At 37.6% G+C, this 24,767-nt stretch carries 21 protein-coding genes; 19 read left to right on the top strand and 2 right to left on the bottom strand.

Going from position 1 to position 24,767, the window contains the following annotated elements; all coding sequences use genetic code 11:
- Positions 1-5 precede the first annotated feature (5 nt).
- From ACDF53_RS08525 to trmFO, 16 genes are all read left to right on the top strand, one after another.
- The gene (locus tag ACDF53_RS08525; protein WP_370816019.1) at positions 6-1,325 is read left to right on the top strand and encodes an amidohydrolase; all 1,320 of its coding nucleotides are present in this window, start codon (positions 6-8) and stop codon (positions 1,323-1,325) included.
- Between the two features lie 136 nt (positions 1,326-1,461).
- Positions 1,462-1,812, top strand: coding sequence for a hypothetical protein (locus tag ACDF53_RS08520; RefSeq protein WP_370816018.1), 351 nt, complete (start codon positions 1,462-1,464; stop codon positions 1,810-1,812).
- Positions 1,813-2,197: 385 nt separating this feature from the next.
- Positions 2,198-2,656: a hypothetical protein gene (locus tag ACDF53_RS08515; protein WP_370816017.1), complete on the top strand. Its 459-nt coding sequence runs from the start codon at positions 2,198-2,200 to the stop codon at positions 2,654-2,656.
- 47 nt (positions 2,657-2,703) lie between these two features.
- On the top strand, positions 2,704-3,156 hold the full coding sequence (locus ACDF53_RS08510) for a hypothetical protein (protein WP_370816016.1): 453 nt from the start codon (positions 2,704-2,706) through the stop codon (positions 3,154-3,156).
- Positions 3,157-3,713: 557 nt separating this feature from the next.
- Positions 3,714-4,079 carry a hypothetical protein gene (locus ACDF53_RS08505; RefSeq protein ID WP_295824834.1) on the top strand — a complete coding sequence of 122 codons (366 nt, stop codon included), beginning with the start codon at positions 3,714-3,716 and terminating at the stop codon, positions 4,077-4,079.
- A 355-nt stretch (positions 4,080-4,434) separates the two neighbouring features.
- Entirely contained in the window at positions 4,435-5,310 is an 876-nt protein-coding gene (glyQ, locus tag ACDF53_RS08500; protein ID WP_295826488.1) for a glycine--tRNA ligase subunit alpha, read from the top strand.
- Between the two features lies 1 nt (position 5,311).
- On the top strand, positions 5,312-7,363 hold the full coding sequence (gene glyS, locus ACDF53_RS08495; RefSeq protein ID WP_370816014.1) for a glycine--tRNA ligase subunit beta: 2,052 nt from the start codon (positions 5,312-5,314) through the stop codon (positions 7,361-7,363).
- A gap of 168 nt (positions 7,364-7,531) precedes the next feature.
- Entirely contained in the window at positions 7,532-7,918 is a 387-nt protein-coding gene (locus ACDF53_RS08490) for a MarR family winged helix-turn-helix transcriptional regulator (RefSeq protein WP_119206700.1), read from the top strand.
- A gap of 131 nt (positions 7,919-8,049) precedes the next feature.
- The gene (rplS, locus tag ACDF53_RS08485) at positions 8,050-8,391 is read left to right on the top strand and encodes a 50S ribosomal protein L19 (RefSeq protein WP_005377523.1); all 342 of its coding nucleotides are present in this window, start codon (positions 8,050-8,052) and stop codon (positions 8,389-8,391) included.
- A 68-nt stretch (positions 8,392-8,459) separates the two neighbouring features.
- On the top strand, positions 8,460-9,365 hold the full coding sequence (gene ylqF / locus ACDF53_RS08480; protein WP_295825193.1) for a ribosome biogenesis GTPase YlqF: 906 nt from the start codon (positions 8,460-8,462) through the stop codon (positions 9,363-9,365).
- Entirely contained in the window at positions 9,358-10,155 is a 798-nt protein-coding gene (locus ACDF53_RS08475; RefSeq protein WP_295825191.1) for a ribonuclease HII, read from the top strand. Before ylqF ends, ACDF53_RS08475 begins: the two co-directional genes overlap by 8 nt.
- Before the next feature lie 218 nt (positions 10,156-10,373).
- The gene (locus ACDF53_RS08470; RefSeq protein ID WP_295825189.1) at positions 10,374-10,772 is read left to right on the top strand and encodes a YraN family protein; all 399 of its coding nucleotides are present in this window, start codon (positions 10,374-10,376) and stop codon (positions 10,770-10,772) included.
- Between the two features lie 11 nt (positions 10,773-10,783).
- A complete protein-coding gene (locus ACDF53_RS08465; RefSeq protein WP_295825187.1) occupies positions 10,784-12,424 on the top strand; it encodes a YifB family Mg chelatase-like AAA ATPase in 1,641 nt (546 codons plus the stop codon).
- A gap of 4 nt (positions 12,425-12,428) precedes the next feature.
- On the top strand, positions 12,429-13,676 hold the full coding sequence (dprA, locus tag ACDF53_RS08460) for a DNA-processing protein DprA (RefSeq protein WP_295825184.1): 1,248 nt from the start codon (positions 12,429-12,431) through the stop codon (positions 13,674-13,676).
- Positions 13,666-16,062: a type I DNA topoisomerase gene (gene topA, locus ACDF53_RS08455; protein WP_295825183.1), complete on the top strand. Its 2,397-nt coding sequence runs from the start codon at positions 13,666-13,668 to the stop codon at positions 16,060-16,062. Before dprA ends, topA begins: the two co-directional genes overlap by 11 nt.
- Positions 16,055-17,371 carry a methylenetetrahydrofolate--tRNA-(uracil(54)-C(5))-methyltransferase (FADH(2)-oxidizing) TrmFO gene (gene trmFO, locus ACDF53_RS08450; RefSeq protein ID WP_370816011.1) on the top strand — a complete coding sequence of 439 codons (1,317 nt, stop codon included), beginning with the start codon at positions 16,055-16,057 and terminating at the stop codon, positions 17,369-17,371. Before topA ends, trmFO begins: the two co-directional genes overlap by 8 nt.
- 133 nt (positions 17,372-17,504) lie before the next feature.
- Here trmFO and lgt read toward each other — a convergent pair whose 3' ends face one another.
- Positions 17,505-18,329, bottom strand: a complete 825-nt coding sequence (gene lgt / locus ACDF53_RS08445) for a prolipoprotein diacylglyceryl transferase (RefSeq protein ID WP_105089221.1) — start codon at positions 18,327-18,329, stop codon at positions 17,505-17,507.
- 153 nt (positions 18,330-18,482) lie between these two features.
- Between lgt and ACDF53_RS08440 the strand changes: the two genes are divergently transcribed.
- The 3 genes from ACDF53_RS08440 to ACDF53_RS08430 all read left to right on the top strand — a co-directional run bounded on the left by ACDF53_RS08440 (position 18,483) and on the right by ACDF53_RS08430 (position 23,313).
- Complete coding sequence (locus ACDF53_RS08440; RefSeq protein WP_295824421.1) at positions 18,483-20,198, top strand: glycosyl hydrolase family 18 protein; 1,716 nt, start codon at positions 18,483-18,485, stop codon at positions 20,196-20,198.
- Between the two features lie 90 nt (positions 20,199-20,288).
- A complete protein-coding gene (gene leuS / locus ACDF53_RS08435) occupies positions 20,289-22,757 on the top strand; it encodes a leucine--tRNA ligase (protein ID WP_295824423.1) in 2,469 nt (822 codons plus the stop codon).
- A gap of 76 nt (positions 22,758-22,833) precedes the next feature.
- Positions 22,834-23,313: a dCMP deaminase family protein gene (locus tag ACDF53_RS08430; protein WP_119206709.1), complete on the top strand. Its 480-nt coding sequence runs from the start codon at positions 22,834-22,836 to the stop codon at positions 23,311-23,313.
- Positions 23,314-23,474: 161 nt separating this feature from the next.
- Here the strand turns inward: ACDF53_RS08430 and ACDF53_RS08425 are convergent, their stop codons facing one another.
- On the bottom strand, positions 23,475-24,704 hold the full coding sequence (locus ACDF53_RS08425; RefSeq protein ID WP_370816008.1) for an aminopeptidase: 1,230 nt from the start codon (positions 24,702-24,704) through the stop codon (positions 23,475-23,477).
- Between the last annotated feature and the right edge of the window lie 63 nt (positions 24,705-24,767).

The following is a 24,767-nucleotide window of genomic DNA, read 5'->3' as shown; positions in this document are numbered from 1 at the left end:
ATATTATGAGCCGTATGACAAAGGAAGAAGTTAAAGAACGTGTTTGTAAAGCTATTGTTGATGCACAACCACGTTTACGAGAATTAGTAGAATCTATTATGGCTGAACCTGAATTAGGTTTTAAAGAGGTAAAAACATCTAAAAAGGTTCAAGCTATGTTTGATGAACTTGGCATTTCTTATACTACAGGTCATGCACTGACAGGTGTAAAAGGTAGAATGAAAGGCCGAGATAGTAAATATACGGTTGCCATGGTTGGGGAATTAGATGCCATTCTCTGTCCTCGTCATCCTCGTGCTGATGATTTAACAGGTGCTGCCCATTGCTGTGGTCATAATGTACAAATTACCAATATGTTTGCTGTAGCTATAGGCTTACAAGCGGTGATGGACGAATTAGCAGGCGATGTTGTATTATTTGCTGTTCCTGCAGAGGAAATGATTGAAATTGATTACCGCAATAAATTGCGTGAACAAGGTAAGCTTAAGTATATGGGTGGCAAGCAACAGCTCATCTATGAAGGTGCTTTTGACGATATCGATATGGCTATGCAAATGCATGTGGAAACAGCCAAAACTCCAGCTGGTGAAATGGGGCTAGGCAGTACATCTAATGGTTTTGTATCTAAACTGATTGAATATCACGGTAAGGTGGCTCATGCGGCTCAAGCACCTCATGAAGGTATCAATGCTCTTAATGCTGCTTTGATGGGGGTTATGGGGGTTAACTCCATTCGTGAAACTTTCAAAGAAAGCGATTATTTCAGATTCCATCCCATCATTAATCAAGGCGGTACATTGGTAAACTGTGTGCCTGATTATGTTCAAGTTGAAAGTTACGTACGTGCTTCTAATATTGAAGCTATTGTAGATGGGAACCATCGTGTTAACAGAGCCTTAAAAGCCGGTGGTGATGCAGTAGGGGCTACATGTATTATTAATGACCTACCAGGCTATTTACCGATGCGTAATGATGAACGTATGAATGCTTTATTACGTGAAAATTCCAATCCTATCTTTGGTGAGGCCAATGTATACCAAGGCCCACATATTACAGCTAGTACAGACATGGGGGACATATCTCACTTGATGCCGGTTATCCATCCATGGGTTGGCTGTATCAGTGGTGTACTACACAGTGCAGAATATGAAATCTCTGTACCTGATGTAGCGTACATTAAAACAGCACAAGCCTTGGCTATGACCATCGTAGATTTACTATACGATGACGCAGCAGGCGCTAAAGATGTATTAGACAACTTTACACCAGCATTAAACAAAGAAACCTATATTGAACTCTTAGATCGTATTGCTAAGGGGGAATAAAATAAACCACCTATCGAAGATGAATTGATTATCTTCGGTAGGTGGTTTACAATTTATTTATATAACTATCATGATTTATTTAATTCTATGTTCTCATATATTATATTGGTATATTTAGTATATTTTAGAGGCGATTATGAAAGAGAATATTGCTTTACTACTAGCCATCTTGTATCTAATTTATAGATATAAGACTTATAAGAAAGTTAATAAAACAATAGAAGATAGAATAGAAAAGGTTCATAAGCCATTCTTTAAACGAGTACAGGATGCTTTGCAGTGCTCTGAAGAAGCGGCCGAGAAGGTCGGATTAACATTAGACAAATATTTTGTACCCTTAGAAAGTAAATTCTATAAAATTGATGATAGTACTTACTCATTTGTTGATGCAGGCGGCCTTAAAGGAACATTTTCAATAGATCAAAACTATAATTTATTGACTTTAGTTTATAACGATGTTGATTTACTAACTTTGGAGCAAATATAAAAATCAATAATTAGTGAAAATGTTTTTATGTATGTTAAATTAATACATTCCTATATAACACTATATGGAGTAAAGATAGTATTTTTAAATTTGTTCTGTTTACTTGTTAGGTAAAATTAAAATGACTACTATAAAAAAATTATTTTTCTATGCATTTGCATTATTTTCATTGACTTCAATTATATATGGAATGGCGTATGATTATATGAATGGTGCTGAAATCCACTATGATTTTTTTGGTGCTGGATTTGTTAGTTGGTTAATATTCTTTGGCATATTGAAGGCAATTTTAGGCATATAAATAGTGTAAGTTCAGAAAAAACTTTACAATATAAAGTAATTAATATACCTTTCGTATTTACATTAGAAGAATTAAGGAGTTTTTATGCCCATTAAAAAGCTCATAAAGATAACTTGTACAGTAGTTTTATCGTTACTAGTAATTATTCTACTTTTTATTGGAATTAGAATATACGAATATCAAATATTTATAAACTCTCTTGTAGATTATGGCAAACAAACAGGGCTCAATAAAAATATGACTGGTTTTGCTACAGATTTTCCCTATATATATTCTAATGGTGATTTTGGTATAGTTGTTGTTAACGTATTACCCTATGGTACAGTACGTATCATTCCAAATCATAAAGGTTTTAGTAAAATATTTGTATCTCCAGAAGATAGTAATTTAGAGTCTTTGCAAAGAGCATATGGTGATGAACTTATAATCTTAGAGAGTATTGATCAATTTTCAGAAGATGAAAGAAAGATTATATCTGAGATAACTAAGAAGGACTCCAAACCAAGATATGATCGTGATACTTGGGTTACTAGATCCTACTGACTTATGGAACGTAAATTTTATAAATAAGTGAATTTGGATAATAGTATATGAAGATTAGAATAGTTAAGTTATTAAATTTAATAAGGTTTAGAATAATTGGAACAATTTTTTTAGCAATTACTATAACAGGTAATGCTATTGAGGCGACTGCACCGAATGTAGACTATAGGTTTATTATCCCTATATTAGTTATGGGTGGCGTGTTATTAACACCATTAATTCGTGGACGTCGTATTGTTAAGCGTATATATAGAAGAGGGATAAATCAGTATAATTCGAGATTAATTGTATGTATATTATTTATTTTAGGGTTTCACAATAAATTAGTTGGTATACCTATAGCGAAAAAGAGTATTTATGGTTGGTTATTTTTGGGATTTTGGGTTGTAGGTTCTATTATTACTTTTGTATGGATGTATTCAAATAATGTTCCTATATGGATATTATGCATTTCTATGATTATAGCTATTTATAAAATACTAAAGTCATTATATAGTTAGGATTTTGTCAATTTATTTGAATAGAACATTCTATATTTTAATATGATTTAACATGACTGTTATTTTATAAAAGAGTTATTTAAAGCTAGTTAGGAGATAAGTCTGCTAAATGATAAATAAGTTTGATTATACTTTTGGAGTAGTATTATTTATTTTGGTTTGGGATCTTCGTGCGTATTATAAAAATGTATTACAACGGAATTTAACTCGTAAGCAGCAAGAATGGGTAAATAATATGCGATACCTACATTTATATAAATTTACAAATTTAGTAAGTATAGTGGCTGGAATTGTTTTTTTAATATTCTATATGTTCTTTAATTTTGGATATGCTTATTTTTATCTATTAGGTGCAGTCCTAGTAATTCATTTTTTAAAGATTTCATTAGAAATATCCAGAAAAAGGAATCTAGTACATATAAAGATGGACGTAATGAAAATTATATATACATAGTTGGAATCATTTTTATCTTATGGATAATATTTCATTAATTTAATAATGCTATTAAATTAAACTTTTATTCTATGGTTGTAATATCTCCTTAGAAAGCAGACGAATGGAAAAACAAATAGCAGCTATATTTTCTCTCTTAAGTTTTAACTATCTTATAATTAAATATTGGGGTACATGGAAAGTAACTCTTTTAGCATTAATTGGAAACTATTTCTTTATATGTATTTTAATAAAATCATATTTTGGTTTACCTGAATTTATTGAGGACTTCAATGTAATTTTTGTATTCATAATATGTGTTTTCGGTGCTTATAATTTATGGCGAAAAAGTAAAGCAGGAACACTAACTGAGTATGAAAAAAGAGGATGGTTTTTGATGCGTATTTTCTCATCATTATTTATCTTAGCTGTATTAGTATTCGCTTTAATATTTATATTTATGGAGTATATTTATGGGATATATATCTAGAACTTGATTTATTGCTTTTAATAACTTTTGGTCAAACAATTATATCTTCTGAAAGATTGACATTCGTCCCCCTATATTGCTACAATGTTGTGTATAATATATGCGATGAAGCAGAGTAGTAAACCTCTCTAGCGAGTGAGGATGGTGTAAGCTCACATTTGGTTGAAGGCGCTGTAGAGCATTGGCAGGAACGCAGGTATCTGTTAGTAAAGGCCAACATAGAAAAAAGAGGGCGCAAGCCAAATAGGGTGGAACCGCGGGTATACTCGTCCCTGTAACGTTTTTCGTTACAGGGACTTTTTTGTTTGTAACGAAATGGTTGATTTTATGTCGGTTGTGTAAAGTGGAGGCAGCAATGACATTTCAAGAGATTATTTTAAATCTACAAAAATTCTGGAGCGATCAAGGTTGTATCGTTCAAAATCCATATGACATCGAAAAGGGTGCAGGTACAATGAACCCTGCTACATTCTTGCATGCTATTGGTCCTGAACCATGGGCTGTATGTTATGTAGAGCCTTCTCGTCGCCCAGCAGACGGTCGTTATGGTGATAACCCTAACCGTTTGTTCCAACATCATCAATTCCAAGTTATCGTGAAACCATCTCCAGATAATATCCAAGAATTATATTTACAATCCTTAGCAACTCTTGGTATTCATGCTGAAGATCACGATATCCGTTTCGTAGAGGATAACTGGGAATCTCCAACATTGGGTGCTTGGGGCCTTGGCTGGGAAGTATGGCTCGATGGTATGGAAGTAACTCAATTCACATATTTCCAACAAGTTGGTTCCATCGACTGTAAACCAGTTTCCGTAGAAATTACATACGGTTTAGAACGTTTGGCTATGTACATTCAAGGTGTAGAAAATGTTTATGACCTTAAATGGAATGAGAACGTTACATACGGTGACGTTTGGCATGCTAACGAAGTTGAACAATCCGTATATAACTTTGAATTAGCAGATACAGATATGCTTTTCAAATTGTTTGATATGTACGAAGCAGAAGCAAAACGCGTTTGTACAGCTGGCTATGTATTACCAGCTTACGATTATGTATTGAAATGTTCCCACACATTCAACTTGCTCGATTCTCGTGGTGCTATTTCCATCAGCGAACGTACTGCTTTCATTGGCCGCGTACGTGCATTAGCTCGTATTTGTGCACAACAATACCTCGCTAAACGCGAAGAATTAGGTTTCCCACTTTTGAAAGGAGATAAATAAGATGGCAAAGGATTTATTATTTGAAATCGGTGCAGAAGAAATTCCTGCCGGCTTTATGCCAAATATCTTAGGTCAATTGAAACAATTGGCTGAAACAAAATTAAATGATGCCCATCTTCCTTTTGAAAGCATCGCAACATACGGCACACCACGTCGTTTGGCTCTTATCGTGAAAGGTCTTGCTGACACATCTGCTGAAATCAGCGAACGTCATAAAGGTCCTTCTGCATCTATCGCATATGATGCTGACGGTAAGGCTACAAAAGCTGCTATCGGTTTCGCTCGTGGTAAAGGTCTTGATGTAGCTGATCTCGTTGTAGAAGACGGCTATATCTATGCTGAAACTAAAACAGCAGGCGTACCTGCAAAAGATATTGTAACTGACATGTTGCCACAATTGATTACAGGTCTTAACTTCCCTAAATCCATGCATTGGGGCAATTTAGATGCTAAGTTTGTGCGTCCTGTACGTTGGCTTGTAGCATTACTTGATGAAGAGGTAATCCCTGTAGAATTTGCTACTGTAAAATCTGGTAATGTAACACGCGGTCATCGCTTCTTAGGTGCTGATGAAATCACTATCAAAAATGCAGCATCCTATGTAGACACATTAAAAGAAAACTTTGTTATGGTTGATCAAAATGCACGTCGTGAATTGATCTCCAAACAATTACATGATATTGCAGCTTCTAAAAATGCATCCATCGTTTGGGATGATGATTTATTAGAAGAAATTAACTATCTTGTTGAATGGCCTACAGCATTATGTGGTGGCTTTGAAGAGTCCTACTTGGCACTTCCAGATGCAGCTATCATTACACCTATGAAAGATCATCAACGCTACTTCCCATTAGTTGACCAAGAGGGCAAATTGTTACCAATGTTCTTAACAGTTCGTAACGGCTCCGATCATTCCATCGAAGTAGTTCAAGCTGGTAACGAACGTGTATTGCGCGCCCGTCTTGATGATGCTAAATTCTTCTTCAACGAAGATCGCAAGAAACCTCTTATCGACCGTCAAGATGGTTTGACTAAAATCGTATTCCAAGAAGGTCTTGGTAACTTAGCAGATAAAACTGAACGTTTGCTTAAATTGGGCCGTGTATTCGGTGAAGAATGTGGCTTGCACGAAGATGCAGCTGTTGTATTAGAACGTGCTACAGAGCTTGCTAAAACTGACCTTACAACAGGTATGGTTACAGAGTTCACTGAATTACAAGGTGTAATGGGTAAAGAATACGCTTTACTTGATGGTGAGTCCGAAGAGGTAGCAGAAGCTATTTTTGAACAATATTTGCCACGTTTCGCAGGCGATGTATTGCCTCAAACTGAAGCAGGTAAAGTATTGTCCATCATCGATAAAGTAGATAATATCGTTGCTACTTTCAGCCGTGGTTTAATCCCTACAGGCTCTCAAGATCCATATGCATTGCGTCGTCAAACAATTGGTATCTTGAACATCTTACTTGGTAGTGAGTGGAATATCAGCTTGCGTCCAATCTTCAAAGCATCTATGGAATTGCTTAATGTACCAACTGAAAAACAAGACGAATTGCTTAGCCAAGTAGAAGAGTTCTTCACACTTCGTTTGAAAAATATCTTCCTTGATCGCGAAGTTCCTCATCATGTAATCGACTTGTTGTTGTCCAACAACGAATTGTCCGTTGCTGATGCTGAAGGCCTTGTAAATGCATTGTTAGCAAACCGCATCGATGAAAATGTTGAGCTTGTTCAAGCGTATACTCGTATGTACAATCTTGTAAAAGATGTGGAATATACAGGGGTTAATACCGACTTGTTGAAAGAAGATGCTGAAAAAGCATTGTTCGAAGCTGCTTCTAAAGCATCCGAAGCAAGTCTTGCTGCATGGGAAGCTAATGATTACGCTGCAGTTGTAGCTGTTCCAGCTACTTTGGTTCCAGCAATCAACAAATTCTTTGAAGATGTAATGGTTATGGATAAAGACGAAGCTATTAAAGCTAACCGTTTACAACTCGTTCGCTTAGCTTACAGTGTAATGGCTATTATCGGCGATATTAGTGCATTAAAATAATATATTTTGTATTAGATACATTAAACTTTTACAGAAATATATGAAAGAAGAGGTACCATTTGGTACCTCTTTTTGCTTTTACGAAGAATATACATATTTTATGCAGGATTTTTTGATATCATGGCGAATATCTTATAATATACAAAGTTGTATGAGGAGATAACAGTCATGAATCATGATGAATTATATAAAGCCTTATGTAAGGTGCCAAACGGTAAAGAAAAGTCTCGTGATAAAATAATTATAGAATTATATATGCGATCTCAAGGAGCATCTCAAAAACAATTAGTAGATGCTCTTAATATGCGTCCTGCCACAGTATCAGAGCAGACGGATATACTCATTGAATTAGGGTATGTAACAAAGCATATTGATTACATGGATAAACGAATTTCTGTAGTAGGACTTACGGAAGAGGGGAAGCGACTAGGTAAATCATTACTACATTCGTATGACCAATTTCTTAATGTACTATTTTCTGATTTTTCTGATGATGAAAAAGATGATTTATATCGCTTGTTAGGTAAGTTAAAGCGCCCAATCTTAAGCAAATAATTAGTTTCTCAAAATTATATAGAAAATACTTGCGAACAGTACGTGATTTATGATACTATATTGCTGTTAATTTGAGACAGTCCGCTGCCTATAAGGTGTAGGTATTGAATGTCTGCAAACAGGAGGAAACAATGAACATTATTAACGTACTTGAACAAGAACAACTTCGTACAGACATCCCTACTTTCCGCGCTGGTGACACAGTTCGCGTACACGTAAAAGTAGTGGAAGGTTCTCGTGAACGTATCCAAGTATTCGAAGGTTTGGTAATTAAACGTCAAAACGGTGGCGTACGTGAAACTTTCACAGTTCGTCGTATTGCATCCGGTGTAGGTGTAGAACGTACATTCCCACTTCACAGCCCACGCTTAGCTAAAATCGAAGTTATGCGCCGTGGTGTTGTTCGTCGTGCTAAATTGTACTACTTACGTAACCTTACTGGTAAAGCTGCTCGTATTCGCGAAAAACGCTAATGTTCATAAAAGGCTGCCGTTGGCAGCCTTTTATTTTTGCTAAAATTTAGATGTAGAAAGGAAATACTATGGCAGATTCACCTATCGTACATTGGTTCCCTGGGCATATGGCGAAAGCCACACGTATGATTACGGAGTATATCAAAAAGGTAGACGTAGTTATCGAGTTACTCGATGCGCGTATTCCTCGTTCTAGTGCCAATCCTGTAATCACTGAACTCGTTGGTCAGAAACCTCATATCGTATTGTTAAATAAAGTAGATTTAGCAGATCCTAAAGCCACAAAGGAATGGACTGAATTCTTTACTAAACAAGGCATCACGGTATTGGCTATCGATTCTAAGTCTGGCAAGGGTAATAAGAAATTAATATCTACTGTAGAGCGTTTGAGCAAGCCTATTATTGACCGTTGGGTCGCAAAAGGCATTCGCAGTCGTTCTGTACGTACCATCATCTTAGGTATTCCTAATGTGGGTAAATCTACGTTGATTAACTCCTTAGCTGGTTCTGCAGCAACGCGTACAGCTAACAAAGCAGGTCATACACGTGGTCAACAATGGGTTAAAATTGGTAAAAACCTTGAATTGCTTGATACACCAGGTGTATTATGGCCTAAATTAGAAGATCAACGCGCTGCAGCTCGCCTTGCTATGACTGGTGCTGTTTCTGATGATGTGTATGATTTAGAACATGTTATTAAACAATTAATTAATCACTTGTTGACGAATACACCTAATATTTTGGTGGAGCGATATAAATTAAAAGAAGAAGAGATGACGGATGTAGATACGATTCTTGAAAGTATCGGCCGTCGTCGTGGTTGCCTCGTAAGTGGTGGCATAGTAGATTTTGATAAAGCACGCCGCATCATCTTGCAAGATTATCGTAATACTAAACTTGGTACAATTACACTCGACAAAGTAGATGAAGAACCATATTATCCTGAAGATGGTGAGGAAACACAAAATGGATAAGGATGTTTTTTCTAAATTAAAGGTTGCAGAAATAAAGGCTCTCTTTGAAACTGAACAAGCCTTAGAAATTTTGCCATTGGCTCAAGAGGACGATCGTAGCTCGGTACAAAAATTAGCTGTTTCTTATATTAAACGTCAAGAAAAAGAGTTAAAAGAACAGCAACGTCTCATGGGCATGTATGACTATGAAGGCATGTTCTATGATCAAGGTATCTATCATGTGGCCGGTGTCGATGAGGTAGGCCGAGGTCCTATTGCGGGGCCTGTAACGGTAGCTGCTGTTATCTTGCCGCCTATGACCTTAATTCCAGGCCTTAATGACTCTAAAAAGCTAACAGAAGAAAAGCGTGAGGCCCTCTACGATATCATCATGGACGAAGCCGTAGCAGTTAGCTGCATTTCGTACGGCCCAGAAAAGATTGATGAGCTCAATATCTATGAAGCAACGAGACAAGCGATGTATGAAGCGATTCGCACGCTCAGCGTACCAGCTGAAGCAGTAGTAGCTGATGCTATGAAATTGCCTGATCTGACGATTCCTGTTGAATCTATTATTAAGGGCGATAGTAAAAGCGCTAATATTGCTGCCGCATCAATCATTGCAAAGGTTACGCGAGATCGATATATGAAGAGCCTCGATGAAGAATACCCTGGTTATGGATTCGGCATTCATAAAGGCTATTATACTGAGTTACATAAAGAAGCTGTTGAACAGCAAGGTGTAACACCACTACATCGCAAGAGCTTTGAGCCTATTAAATCTATCGTTCGTTGGGTTAAACCTGAGTGATTATATTAAATTAGATTTATCATACAAATTGTGTATAGTTTATAACCGTAAAGAGGTTCCTATTGGTCACCGATGTGACTATTAGGAACCTCTTTTCTATTTACTTTCAGAGTCTCCATATTTTACGCTACAAGTAAGTATTACCTGTTGAATGTTTAAAGATGATTTGGATAAACATGTGAGTCATTGTAACTGGTACTGTAACATAGGAGGTACATATGAAAACGATTAGTACAGGTAAAGCATTTAATGAATTGGATTCAAAGGAGCTTGGTAAATGGGGCGAGCGGTTGGCCATTAAATATATTGAAAAGATAGGTCTTACCGTAGTAGATACAAATTATAGAACCCGGTTAGGCGAAATAGATATCATTGCTAAAAAAGACTTAATCTATCATTTTATTGAAATTAAAGCCCGCCGTGGAATGCAGCATGGATTGGCTCGAGAGGCAGTGACAAAGAAGAAGCAAAAGCATATAAAACGAGCCGCTATGTTGTTTCTATATGATCTTCATCAGAAAAGACGGAGGTGGAAAGAGTTATCCTTTGATGTAATCGAAGTGTACTTACATGAAGACTTTCAAAGTTCTATTCATTATTTGCCACAGTGCTTTTAGAGAGGTTGCCTATGTATGCAAAACTATATGGAGCCACTTTACATGGCATAGATGGATGTATTATTACGGTGGAAGTTGATATATCTCAAGGCTTACCTGTCTTTGACATTGTAGGACTACCTAATCAATCTGTTAAGGAGGCTCGTGAACGTGTGAGGGCCGCCATCAAAAATAGTGGCTATGAATTCCCTATGAGACGTATTGTAGTGAATCTAGCACCTGCTACGATTCGTAAAAGTAGTGCAGGACTCGATTTAGCTATTGCATTGGGTGTTCTCATTGCATCGGGACAGATAAAGGGGCGCAAAGCTAGTATTTCAGCTTTATTAAAAAACAGTTTATTTATGGGGGAGCTAGCTTTGGATGGCTCACTACTACCAACCTTTGGAACCTTGGCTATGTCCCTTGCAGGCTTGGTTTCTAATTATTCCACTATATTTACAAGTGTTGAAAATGGTCATAATTTAAAAGCCATACCAAAGCTTTCCATTTATGGGGAATCTTCATTACTACATATTATTTCTATTTTAGAGAAACTAGTTAAATCAAAGACCGTTAAAGGAAATAAAGGGACTATCAACAAATCTACAAGTTCGGCAAATCAAATCCATAATCAATCAACGGAATTGTTAGAGTCATATGATCCTGTAGATTATATTGATAAAAATAATTGTGCAGATACAGAATCTAATCAAACATATACAGTTGATTTTAGTGATGTACAGGGGCAAGAGCTTGGTAAAAGGGCTATGCTCATCAGTGCTGCAGGTCATCATCATTGTATTATGATAGGTCCACCAGGTGGTGGTAAAACGATGATGGCTGAGAGATTGCCGACCATATTACCACCTATGACATGGAATGAAATCATTGAAGTGAGTCGTATACAAGATGTAATAGGATTATTAGGAGATACAGGATTGGTTACAACTCGTCCTTTTAGACATCCCCATCATACTGCAACTTTAGCGAGTATGGTAGGCGGCGGTATTCAAGGTCGACCTGGTGAGGTAACCCTTGCTCACGGAGGTGTGCTGTTTATGGATGAGGCACCTGAATTTCAACGTCAAGTTATCGATGCGCTTAGGCAACCTTTAGAATCACGTACAATTACCATCAATCGCTCTCAAGGTAATTACATATATCCTGCCGATTTTATTTGTATCTTAGCGGCTAATCCATGTCCTTGTGGCTATTATCATGATCCGTATAAAGAGTGTGTATGTACGGAAACAATGGTTAAAAATTATCAGCAACGATTATCTGGACCTATTATGGATCGCATCGATTTGCACATACCTGTTGAAAGGCCCACATTAGAGCAATTATTAGATACTTCGTCTTCAACGATGACTAGTGAAAGTATGAGAGAACAAGTTGTTATGGCGACTTCTATGCAACAGAAACGGTATGAAGGCCTAGATTTTAGCTCTAATGGAGCCGTACCGCATAAGGCTATAGGTGAGCTTTGCCATATTACCGATAAGGCCTGGAGTATACTCGGTAATATATTTGACCATTTCCATTTAAGTGGACGTGCTTTTGATCGCATATTAAAGGTCGGTCGCACCATAGCAGACCTTGAGGGAAATCCACAAGTGGAACCACATCATATTTCTGAAGCTATGCTATTTAGAACAGGTAATAGGTAATGATATGACAAGATATGACGATACTATTTATATTGCAGGCCTACAGAGTTTATATAATGTAGGAGCTACGTATGTAAGACGATTCATAGAAGATTTTGGTTCTCCTTATGAAGCATGGAACGCTGTTAAAAATGTGGAGAATTTAAAAGGGTATACATATATTTCTATAGCTGACAAACGTGCTATTGCAGCATCGGCTAGGGATGAAAAACTTGATTATATAATTCAAAAGTTAGACGAATATCAGATGGATGTTACTACCTTTCTAGATAAAGATTTTCCATCTATGTTAAACCAAATCTATAATCCACCAGCTATATTGTTTATGCGAGGTAATCGAGCCTTATTAGATAAAAGGTTAAACCGTATTGCCATTGTAGGGGCTCGACGGTGTTCATTATATGGGCGGAATGTGGCGAGAATGTTAGGTAAAGAATTGGGCAAATACAGTACTATAATTGTGAGTGGCGGTGCTCGTGGCATTGATTCGCATGGTCATGAAGGACTACTAGCAAGTCAGGGGTACGGCATTGTTGTTATGGGATGTGGATTAGATATTGTATATCCTAGAGAAAATTCTAAATTATTTGATAGAGTACTGGCTAATAATGGGTTACTTCTATCTGAATATCCTCCAGGCACACCGCCATCAGCAAAACATTTTCCTGCACGCAACCGTATTATTAGTGGCCTTAGTCGAGGTGTAATCGTAGTAGAGGCTAAGTCTAGTAGTGGATCCTTGATTACGGCGGATATGGCGGTCAGTGAAGGGCGCGATGTATTTGTAGTACCGTGTAACCTATTAGACCACACAGCTGATGGTAATAAGTTTCTTATGCGAAATGGTGCTTTTGTATTGACTGGATACGAGGATATAGTGGAACAGTATCATTTAACATTGCGGAATTTTTTCGCCACAGAAGAGGAACTTTTACTGGCAAAAAAGAAACTTTCAACGTCAAAGAAAGAGGGACATAGTCATGTAAAAGAAGGGGATTTATCGAGTAATACATGTAAGGGTGTTGATAGTCATGGGTCGTCTATGTTAAGCTTTAGTTTGGATAAGAGTTTAATCTTGAGTGAAATACCTCATGATCGATGTATTACTGTTAGTGATATTTTGAAAGTAACTCACATTCCATTGCAACAATTGCAGCCCTTATTGCTAGAGTTAGAGCTAGAAGGGGCTATAGAGCATCAACCGCCGAGAGGCTATATTAATATGACTAGGAGTGATATACTTGTCCATTAAACGATCTATCGTTATTGGCGAGCCAAAAGCAGCTAGTACTAGTAAAGAAACAAAAAAGAAAAGTACTACAAAAGAGAGTACTACGATAAAACGTAAGGTTGCCAAAGAGGCTCTTACTCCTATGGGGATTGTTCGAGACAAGTCTGTGCTACAAACCTCTGTGCCACCTGAGCAACGGGAACCTCGCGTATATAATCCGGATGGCAAAGTATTGGTTATCGTAGAATCTCCTGCTAAATCTAAAACAATTGAAAAATTCTTAGGTCCAAACTATGTGGTAAAAGCAAGTATGGGCCACTTACGAGATTTGCCTAAATCTCAAATGGGTATCGATATAGAGCATGGCTTTACACCGCGTTATAGCAATCTAGTAACTCGTAAAAAGGTTATAGATGAACTCGTTTCCTATGCCGATGAAAGTAGTGCCGTATTGCTCGCAACTGACCCTGACCGCGAAGGGGAAGCCATTTCATGGCATTTAGCGTACATTCTTAACGTAGATCCTACGTCTACATGCCGTATTACATTTAACGAGATTACGAAAAATGCCGTTGCAGAGGCCTTAGAATCTCCACGGACTATCGATATGAACATGGTAGATGCTCAACAAGCACGCCGTGTGTTAGACCGTATCGTAGGTTATAAATTAAGTCCATTATTATGGAAAAAGGTTTGTAAGGGCCTAAGCGCAGGTCGTGTTCAATCTGTCGCTGTTCGTCTCATCTGTGAACGCGAACGAGAAATTCAAGCCTTTGTACCACAAGAATATTGGACTATTGAAGGCAATTTTGAAACGCCTAAAAAAGAGGCTTTCACAGCAGAATTAACTCATATTAAAGGCGAGAAAATCGATATTACTACTGAAAAAGATGCACAAGCCGTTGTCGATGCCATAGGCGGTGCCGATGCAGTAGTAACGAATGTGGAAAAACGTAAGCGCTCTCGTAAGGCCGCACCACCATTTACAACCTCTACGTTGCAACAGGATGGTGTTCGTAAGTTGAACTTTGGTGCGAAGCGTACAATGATGATTGCTCAACATTTGTATGAAGGTTTAGAAATCGGTTCCTATGGTCATGTAGGTTTGATTACTTATATGCGTACAGACTCTACGCGTATTTCTAAAGAAATGCAAGCTATGGCTAAGGACTATATTATTCGTAACTATGGTGAAGATTATTATCCATCTAAACCTAACATGTATGGTGCAAAAGGTTCCGCTCAAGACGCCCATGAAGCGATTCGTCCTACATCATTAGAGTTAACACCAAAAATGGTAGAACCATTCTTGAGTCGTGATGAGCTAAAATTATATACGTTGATTTGGAATCGTTTTATGGCGAGCCAAATGGCACCACAACAAAATGAATCCACTACCATTGAATTGACTGTTCATGACGACTACACATTTAAAGCCTCAGGTTCTCGTGTAATCTTCCCAGGTTTTAGTGCTGTTTATGAAGATGCTAAAAAAGAGGATGTTCCTCAATTGCCAGCGCTTAAAAAGAATGATGCTGCTCATACTGTACAGGTATTGTCTGAACAACATTTCACGCAACCACCTCCACGTTATTCTGAGGCGAGCCTCATCAAAACATTGGAAGAGCTCGGTATTGGTCGTCCAAGTACATATGCTCCAATTCTAGATACAATCGTAAGTCGTAACTATGTAGAGAATACTAATAAGCAATTCGTTCCTACAGAGTTAGGCTTTGTAGTGGTAGATTTCTTGATCGCGTACTTTGAAAAAATCATCAATACAGGTTTTACTCGTGATCTTGAAGAAGAGCTTGATGCTATTGCATCAGGTAAGGATACGTATCTAAAGGTGTTGTCTGATTTCTATGAAGTATTCGCTAAAGAGCTAGAAGATGCGAGCGATGTGGATCGCATCGAAATTGCATCTATGGAAAGTGATGAAACGTGCGAACTCTGTCATAGCCCAATGGTATATAAATTTGGTCGCTATGGTAAGTTCCTTGCATGTTCTAACTTCCCAGAATGTAAAAATACTAAACCTATTACGGTAGGGACAGGTGTAACTTGCCCTAAATGTAAAGAAGGAGAAATCGTAGAACGTAAGTCTCGTCGAGGACGTTTGTTCTATGGTTGTAACCGTTATCCACAATGTGATTTCACATTATGGGATAAACCAACCCATGAATTCTGTGATACTTGTGGTTCTATTATGGTTGAGAAGACATATAAAAATGGGACGACTAAGAAATTCTGTTCCAATGAAGCTTGTCCAACTCGACCTCCAAAGAAAACTAGAAAGAAAAAGAGCGAAGCTAGTGAAGAAACTGTAAAAGAATCTAAAGAAACTAAAGAGTCTAAGAATTCTAAAAAATCTAGCAAAGCTAACGAGGAAACAACAGTTGAATAATAAAAATGTTATTGTTATTGGCGCAGGTCTAGCTGGCTCTGAGGCGGCTTGGCAACTCGCTAACCGTGGCATTCATGTTGACTTATATGAAATGCGCCCCGTTAAAAGTTCCCCTGCACATCAAACAGATCAATTTGCAGAACTCGTATGTAGTAATTCCTTACGAGCTGGCAATATTGAAAATGCAGTAGGTCTTTTGAAAGAAGAGATGCGTCGTTTAGGCTCCATTATTATGGAATGTGCTGATGCTACTGCTGTACCTGCTGGAGGTGCCTTAGCCGTTGATCGTCATCTATTTAGTGAAATGGTGACTGAAAAGGTAAAAGGCCATCCTAATATTACGGTGCACCACGAAGAGGTAACCGAGATTCCTACTGAAGGTACTGTTATTTTTGCTTCTGGTCCCCTTACATCTGAAGTATTAGGGGATAAGATTAAAGAATTAACTGGTGAAACAGGCTTTTACTTCTACGATGCAGCAGCACCTATTGTTACAGCAGAATCTTTGAATTATGATAAAGTATTTGCTGCTTCTCGTTATGATAAGGGCGATGCAGATTATCTTAACTGTCCTATGACAGAGGAAGAATACAAAGCATTCTGGCATGAGCTTACAACGGCTGAAGCAGTGCAATCAAAGGATTTTGAAAAAGAAATCTATTTCGAAGGTTGCATGCCTGTAGAAATTATGGCAAGCCGTGGTGAAGATACATTGCGCTATGGACCATTAAAACCAGTAGGCTTAGTAGATAAGCGTACCAATGAGGAATCTTATGCAGTAGTTCAATTGCGTAAAGAAAATAAGGAAGGTACCATGTTTAACTTGGTAGGCTTCCAAACTCACTTAAAGTGGGGCGAGCAAAAACGTGTATTTGGTATGATTCCAGGCCTTGAAAACGCAGAATTCGTTCGTTATGGTGTTATGCATCGTAATACGTATATCAACTCTCCTGAGTTGTTGAACCATGCATTCCAACTAAAAAAAGAACCGCGTTTATTCTTTGCGGGCCAAATGACAGGCGTAGAAGGTTATTTAGAATCTGCTGCTAGTGGTCTTATGGTTGGTTTACAAGTGGACCGTTATTTAGAAGAACGGTCATTTATAGACTTCCCTAAAACTACAGCTATTGGATCCCTTAGTCACTATATTTCTAACTATGAAGGGTCTAACTTCCAACCTATGAATGTCAACTTTGGCATTATGGACCCATGGCCTCAAAAAATACGCAAGAAAAAAGAGAAAAATGCACTCATTGCTAATCGTGCATTAGAAGATCTAGATGCATTAAAAGCTAAAGAAAATTTATAAACTTTGGCCATATAAAATAAATTACTCCATACTATATGAGTTTTAGACTTATAAAGAAAAATCCTTCATTCAAAGGGAGACCCATGAATGAAGGATTTTTTTATTCATAATATATGTTTCTTATTATTTGTTATTATTTACGTTTTTTCGTTTTAGGCGCTGTTTCTGTAGTTTCAAGTACAGGTTGATTTTTCTTTTCTAAGTAGCCTAGATAGATAAATAGACAAATGCCTACGATAATAACAATAAGACTAGTCATTTGAGCAGATTTTAAGCCTAGTGTTAAGTCTACATAGTCGCCGCGCAAGAATTCAAGGAAGAATCTAGCTGTAGAGTAGAGAATCGCATATAGTACGAATACTTGCCCTTTAGCATGTTTAAAGGAGCTAAATAATAGGAGGGCCACAAAGATAAGAATGTCGATTTGACCTTCCCAGATTTCGGCAGGCCATAATGGTTGATTGCCGTAAGTGCGATGTGCTAACGTGCTTTCAGGATAGAGAATGCCAAAGTTACCACCCGTAGGATGGCCAAAGGCATCGCCATTTAAGAGGTTTGCCATACGCCCTACAGATTGAGCTAAAATTAAGGCAGGGGCAAATAAATCAGCAAAGGCCCAGAAATCGATATTGTTTTTACGTAAGTACCAGTAGCCTGCAATGGTGCCTAATACAACGCCACCTTGAATGGCCATACCACCTTGCCATACAAAGGGAATTTCTAATAAATGATTGCCATAATAGTGCCAATCAAAGAAGAATACATCCCATAGTCGGGCCCCGATGAGACCAGCTACGGCAACCGTAATGGAAAAGTCGATAATATGTTCATGCCAACCACGACCATCTTTTTTTAATAAAACATAGGCAACAGAGGCACCACAGATGATAGCTAAAGCTAACATGGCACCATAAGCCCTGATAGGGAAGTCACCTATAAAAAATAGATATTGATGCATATAAAACTCCTTATGTAATAACTTGTATTGTATAAGGTAAATTATAAATTACATGTACCCTTCATGCAACAACTGAGAGGAATTCTATATAATATGGTATAATATAGAGATTGAAATTATATCCCCTTTAGGGGACTAGAGTTAGGAGAGTTCATGATTCGTAAATCTACTATTTTAAAATCTTTAACTGCTTTGGTGATGTCTGCATTGTCTAGTACAGCTGTACAAGCAGAAGTATTAGTGCCTATCGATCAATTCTTGGCGAATACTACGCGTCATTACGAAGCTAATCAATATAAAACATCCTATACGGTATATGTACCTCAAACAGTATTGCAAGGGAATACTATCGTTTTAGATCCTGCTGCTGTTGGTGAACCTGTAAAATTGCCCACAACCAGCAAAAATGGCACGACCTATGTCGATATTGAGTCTGATCCAGCTATGCTTGGTGTAAGCTATACCAAGACGAATGGACAATTAACACTAGGTCCTGCACCACAAGCTTCTACGGTAAAAGCTCCGTATACAATGCAAACACCATTGTCTTGGGCTTTTGATCCATGGCCCACACAGGGAACTCCATATCAAGCAAAACTCAATGCTAGCGGCGATAATATCATTTCTCCAAGTTGGTTTAAATTGCATAGCCTTGGCCTCGAAGCAAGTCCTAATGTAAGTATTGATTATGTTAACGATTATAAGAGTAAAGGTTACCACGTATGGCCTTTAATTACGAATCGATTTGACCCTGGCTTTACTAGTGGTATCTTAGCAGATCAATCTGTATGGAAAAAATATGCTCATAACCTCGTGCAATATGCTTATATTTACGGCTTTGATGGGTATAACTTTGACTTTGAAAATATTGATTATGCCGACCGTGATCGTTTAACAGCCTTTGTAGCGTATTTATCTAACCATTTACATCAATACAATATTAAAACATCTATTGATGTAACCGGTTATTCTGATAGCCCAGAATGGTCTTTAGTATATAACCGCAGCGCCTTTGCAAATTCCGTAGATTATGTAGTTCTCATGGCTTATGACGAAACATGGGCTAAGAGTATCACAGCAGGTCCTGTAGCAAGTTATCCATGGGTTCGCAATCATACAGAAAAAATGCTTTCTGAAGTGCCATCCCAAAAACTAGTACTTGGTGTGCCATTCTATATGCGCTTATGGCATGATACAAATGGTTATGCTAAGGGCGAAACACTGGCTATGAAAAATACAGGTAGTTACTTTGTAAACTACAAGGATAAAATGACATGGGATGATAGATTAAAATTATATTATTTATCTATCCCAACTGGGTCTGGTTCCGATCGTATTTGGTTTGAAGATAATACGTCTTTAGGTTTGAAACTAGACCTTGTAAAAGAATTACAGCTCGGTGGTTTTGCAGCATGGCGTAAAGGCTTTGAAGATGAATCTACTATTGCTATGATTCAAGGCAAAGACTTAGGCCGCGGTATTCCTAAATCTCCTACAGCGGTTGTTCCTGAACCAGTAGTAGAAGAAACTAAACCATTAACTAAGCTTGAACAATATAAATTGCGTTTAGAAGAAAAAGAAAAGGCCAAAGCTGCTAAAGCGGAAGCAAAACGTAAGGCAAAAGAAGAAAAAGAATTAGCTAAACGCAAAGCTAAAGAAGAAGCGGAGCAAGCTAAAGCTGAGAAAAAACGTCAAGCTGAGGAAGCCAAGGCAGAGAAAAAGCGTTTAGAAGAAGAAGCTAAGGCTCAAAAGGAACGTGATGCACAAGATGCAAAGAATACAATTGCTTCTTATAAGAGCCATAGATCTGTTCAAAATACAACTACTAAAAACGAATTAACAAAATCTGTACAAGTAGTAAAACGCTAGAGTTTGACTGCTTTCATAGTAAGTAGTAAAATAAAAATATTGATTATAAAACGGCAACTAATGAGGTTGACTATATGAGGAGGCCCCTACATGAATGAAAAATATGTAGCCCAAGATATTGAGAAAAAGTGGCAAAAGTATTGGGATGATAACCATACATTTAAAACAGAATATGATGAATCCAAAGAAAAATACTATGTATTAGAAATGTTCCCGTACCCATCTGGTAACTTACACATGGGTCACGTGCGTAACTATTCCATCGGTGACGTAGTAGCTCGTTTCAAAAAAATGAAGGGCTTTAACGTGTTACATCCAATGGGCTGGGACTCCTTTGGTATGCCTGCAGAAAACGCAGCTATCAAACATGGTATTGCACCTAAAACATGGACACTCGACAACATCGAGAACATGAAATTGCAACAAAAAGCACTTGGCTTGTCCTATGATTGGGAGCGCGAAGTTGCAACATGTAAAGAAGATTACTACAAATGGACGCAATGGTTCTTCGAGCAGTTCTATAAAAAAGGCTTAGCTTATAAAAAAGAAGCAAAAGTAAACTGGTGTGAAACTTGTCATACTGTATTGGCTAACGAACAAGTTATCGATGGCGCTTGCTGGCGTTGTGACAACCCAGTTGAGAAAAAAGACTTGTCTCAATGGTTCTTGCGCATTACAGAATATGCTGATCGCTTGTTAACTGATTTGGACACTCTTGATCATTGGCCACAACGCGTTAAATTGATGCAAAAGAACTGGATTGGCCGTTCTGAAGGTACAGAATTCTCCTTTGAAGTACCATCCATCAATGAACGCGTATCTGTGTATACTACACGTGTTGATACTATTTATGGCGTAAGCTATGTAGTATTGGCTCCTGAACATCCATATGTGGAACGCCTTATTGAAAATGCGCCTAATAAAGCTGAATTGGAAGCTTTCATTACGCGTATGCGCAATATGAGTGATATTGACCGTACATCTACAGAAGCACCTAAAGAAGGTATGTTCACTGGTTCCTATGCAGTAAACCCAATGTCTGGCGAACAAGTTCCTGTGTGGATCGCAAACTATGTATTGGTAGACTATGGTACTGGTGCCGTAATGGGTTCCCCTGCGCATGATGAACGTGACTGGGAATTTGCTCATAAATATGATTTGCCTATTAAACAAGTTGTAGCTTGTGAAGGTGAAGAATACAGCCTTGAAAAATGGCAAGAATGGTACCATGAAGATGGTATCCTCGTTAATTCTGGTGAATATAATGGCCAAACATCTGAAGAGGCTCGTAAAACTATTACAGCTGCTCTTAACGAACGCGGCATTGGTGAAGGTAAGGTAAACTTCCGTCTTCGTGACTGGTTGATTTCTCGTCAACGTTACTGGGGCGTGCCAATTCCTGTAGTATATTGTGAAAAATGTGGTGAACAACTTGTTCCTGAAGAAGAGTTGCCTGTACGCTTGCCAGAGGATGTTAAATTTGAGTCTGGTGCCGTATCTCCATTGGCTACATCTGAAAGCTTCCTAAATACTACATGTCCTAAGTGTGGTGGTCCTGCACGTCGTGAAACAGATACAATGGATACATTTATCGATTCCTCTTGGTATTTCTTGCGCTATACAGACGCTAAAAATGACCAAGCTCCATTCGATAAGAAAATCGCTAACTACTGGATGAACGTTGACCAATATATCGGCGGTATTGAACATGCTATTTTGCACTTGTTGTACTCTCGATTCTTTGTGAAAGTTATTTACGATTTAGGCCTTATCGAAGCTAACGAACCATTCCGTGGCTTGTTGACACAAGGTATGGTTCTTAAAGAAGGCAGCAAAATGTCTAAATCCAAAGGTAATGTAGTTTCTCCTGAAGAAATTATCAATACTTATGGTGCTGATACTGCACGTTTGTTTATTCTATTTGCGGCTCCTGTTGATCGTGACCTTGATTGGTCTGACCAAGGCGTTGAAGGTTCTTACCGTTTCTTAGGTCGTGTATGGCGTATTGTTGATGCTTACAACGAAGAAGCTAAGAAAAATGTAACTGGTGAACTTACAAAAGACGAATTTGCTTTGCGTCGTGAATTGCATCGTGTTATCAAAAAGGTAACAGAAGACCTCGATAACAACTTCAACTTCAACACTGCTATTTCTGCTATCATGGAACTAGTAAATGCTATGTACGCTCATAAGGACAAAGCTGAAACAATCAATAGTGCTTTAGCTAATGAATTAACTCATTTCTTATTACTTCTTTTAGCACCATTCGTTCCTCATATGACAGAAGAGTTGTGGCATGAATTGGGTGAAACTACATCCATCCATACTGAAAAATGGCCTGTATACGAAGAGGCAGCTCTCGTTGTAGATGAAGTAGAAGTAGTATTACAAGTAAATGGTAAAGTTCGTGATAAACTTACTGTTTCTGTAAATATTACAAAAGAAGAATTAGAAACATTGGCTAAAGAATCTAGTCGTGTTCAAGAGTTTACAGAAGGTAAAAATATTGTAAAAGTTATTTATGTACCTGGTAAACTTGTAAATATCGTAGTTAAATAACGATATTCTATTCGTTTAATACAGTAAGCCCCCAACTACATAAGTAGAAGGGGGCTTATTTTATAGTGAGGTAATTATGGCAAAACGTAGCGATTATATTTCCTGGGATGAATACTTCATGGGCGTTGCCATCTTAGCAGCGCAACGCTCTAAAGATCCTAATACACAAGTTGGTGCGTGCATCGTTAGTAATGATAATAAAATCTTATCTATTGGCTATAATGGCATGCCTTTAAACTGTAGCGATGATGATTTTACATGGGAACGCGATACAGCAGATGATAATAAATATTTTTATACTGTACATAGTGAACTCAATGCCATTCTAAATTATCGCGGCGGTTCTCTAGAGGGTTCTAAGATTTATGTCACATTATTCCCTTGTAATGAATGTGCTAAGGCAATCATTCAAAGTGGTATTAAGGCTGTTATCTACCGCGATGACCTCTATAAGGATACAAAAGAGGTAAAAGCATCTAAGAGGATGTTAAAAACTGCAGGTGTAGAGATTATTGAATATAAACCTACAGGCCGTACTTTAAATATCACATTGTAATAGAATAAATTTTTACTATTATCAAAAGACTCTATATACAAGCGTATATAGGGTCTGTTTCATATGTAGTTTTCCAATATAAATTGATATCTACTAGAGACGTTAGACTAGACATATAGTTCTTTGCTGTCATCCAATTTATGATTGTTTTGTAGTTATGTTTATACTTGTAAACGACCATCAATCATAATGTCTACTTCTTGACCATCACGAGTGTAGCCTTTGATATTCATGCGTTCATGACCAATCATAAAGTCTACATGTGTTAAGGAGTGGTTAAGGCCGCGTTCTTTTAATTCTTCTTCAGATAAACCATCGCTACCTTTGAGGCATGTAGGATAAGATGCGCCAATCGCTAAATGGCAGGACGCATTTTCATCAAACAATGTTTCGTAGAAGATTTGGTTAGATTGGCTAATTGGGCTAAAGTGATCCACTAATGCTACTTCACCAAGGTAGTGGGAACCTTCATCAGTTTCTACTAATTCTTTTAGTACTTCATAACCTTCTTTTGCAGTGTATTCTACGATTTTACCTTCTTTAAACGTGAAGGAGAAATCAGAAATCGTATTGCCATGGTAAATTAATGGTTTTGTGCTGTGCACAACGCCATTTACACCATTATATTGAGGGGCAGAGAATACTTCCTCTGTAGGAATATTAGCATTGAAAATAGTACCATCTTTGGAGGATTCTTCACCACCTAGCCAGATATGGCCTTCTGGCAATTCTAATAAAAGATCGGTGCCGTTTTCACAAGTGTAACGCAATGATTTTAAGTCTAGTTTATTTAATGCTTCACAGCGGCGACGCAATTTTGCCATGTGATGACGATATGTATCTTTTGGTTCAATACCTTCAATACGGCAAAGTTTTAATAATGTTGTCCACAATTGATCGATTTTTTCTTCGTCAGTACCTTCATAGCCAAGTAAATCTGCCCAAAGAACTGTTGGTACAGAAGCAACACACCATGTAACAGAAGAGTTCATGATGGCTGTATGATAGAAGGATAACGCTTTATTTAAGTTACGAGATTGTAAGGAAATACGATCTGTTGGAATACCTTCTAAGGCTTTTGGATTAGCACTGATTAAAGATAAGAAGGCTGCCTTATCATCGATGTATTGTTTGTAGAATTCCGGTATCCAGTTAGCAGGTTTTTCTAAAACAGATTCGTTAGCATGTAATAAACGTTGACGGGCAATTGGGGAGCATCTCCAGTTCAGAACAACCTCCTTAGCACCAAGTTCATAAGCTTCTTCAGTAACAATCACTGCAAAGTCTTTGTTTTCTACATCTACAGAAATAACTAATGTTTGGTCTTGCTGCAAGTTTACACCGTATCGTAATAATGTACGGGCATATTTTCTTAATGTATCTTGATTCATAATTTCTCCTTTAATTCGTCATCAATTGTTAAACTCCTGCTAGTGTGACCAATAGAGTCATCG

The organism is Veillonella sp., from assembly GCF_041333735.1.
In the GTDB taxonomy this organism is placed as follows: Bacteria; Bacillota; Negativicutes; order Veillonellales; family Veillonellaceae; genus Veillonella.
Note: the sequence above shows the minus strand (reverse complement) of the source record. Positions and strands in the feature narration are given on the sequence as shown.

What these genes read in the sequence shown, in the direction of transcription:
- ACDF53_RS08525 (WP_370816019.1), top strand. Translation starts at nt 6, where the DNA reads ATGAGCCGTATGACAAAGGAAGAAGTTAAAGAACGTGTTTGTAAAGCT.
- ACDF53_RS08520 (WP_370816018.1), top strand. Translation starts at nt 1,462, where the DNA reads ATGAAAGAGAATATTGCTTTACTACTAGCCATCTTGTATCTAATTTAT.
- ACDF53_RS08515 (WP_370816017.1), top strand. Translation starts at nt 2,198, where the DNA reads ATGCCCATTAAAAAGCTCATAAAGATAACTTGTACAGTAGTTTTATCG.
- ACDF53_RS08510 (WP_370816016.1), top strand. Translation starts at nt 2,704, where the DNA reads ATGAAGATTAGAATAGTTAAGTTATTAAATTTAATAAGGTTTAGAATA.
- ACDF53_RS08505 (WP_295824834.1), top strand. Translation starts at nt 3,714, where the DNA reads ATGGAAAAACAAATAGCAGCTATATTTTCTCTCTTAAGTTTTAACTAT.
- glyQ (WP_295826488.1), top strand. Translation starts at nt 4,435, where the DNA reads ATGACATTTCAAGAGATTATTTTAAATCTACAAAAATTCTGGAGCGAT.
- glyS (WP_370816014.1), top strand. Translation starts at nt 5,312, where the DNA reads ATGGCAAAGGATTTATTATTTGAAATCGGTGCAGAAGAAATTCCTGCC.
- ACDF53_RS08490 (WP_119206700.1), top strand. Translation starts at nt 7,532, where the DNA reads ATGAATCATGATGAATTATATAAAGCCTTATGTAAGGTGCCAAACGGT.
- rplS (WP_005377523.1), top strand. Translation starts at nt 8,050, where the DNA reads ATGAACATTATTAACGTACTTGAACAAGAACAACTTCGTACAGACATC.
- ylqF (WP_295825193.1), top strand. Translation starts at nt 8,460, where the DNA reads ATGGCAGATTCACCTATCGTACATTGGTTCCCTGGGCATATGGCGAAA.
- ACDF53_RS08475 (WP_295825191.1), top strand. Translation starts at nt 9,358, where the DNA reads ATGGATAAGGATGTTTTTTCTAAATTAAAGGTTGCAGAAATAAAGGCT.
- ACDF53_RS08470 (WP_295825189.1), top strand. Translation starts at nt 10,374, where the DNA reads ATGAAAACGATTAGTACAGGTAAAGCATTTAATGAATTGGATTCAAAG.
- ACDF53_RS08465 (WP_295825187.1), top strand. Translation starts at nt 10,784, where the DNA reads ATGTATGCAAAACTATATGGAGCCACTTTACATGGCATAGATGGATGT.
- dprA (WP_295825184.1), top strand. Translation starts at nt 12,429, where the DNA reads ATGACAAGATATGACGATACTATTTATATTGCAGGCCTACAGAGTTTA.
- lgt (WP_105089221.1), bottom strand. Translation starts at nt 18,329, where the DNA reads ATGCATCAATATCTATTTTTTATAGGTGACTTCCCTATCAGGGCTTAT.
- ACDF53_RS08440 (WP_295824421.1), top strand. Translation starts at nt 18,483, where the DNA reads ATGATTCGTAAATCTACTATTTTAAAATCTTTAACTGCTTTGGTGATG.
- leuS (WP_295824423.1), top strand. Translation starts at nt 20,289, where the DNA reads ATGAATGAAAAATATGTAGCCCAAGATATTGAGAAAAAGTGGCAAAAG.
- ACDF53_RS08430 (WP_119206709.1), top strand. Translation starts at nt 22,834, where the DNA reads ATGGCAAAACGTAGCGATTATATTTCCTGGGATGAATACTTCATGGGC.
- ACDF53_RS08425 (WP_370816008.1), bottom strand. Translation starts at nt 24,704, where the DNA reads ATGAATCAAGATACATTAAGAAAATATGCCCGTACATTATTACGATAC.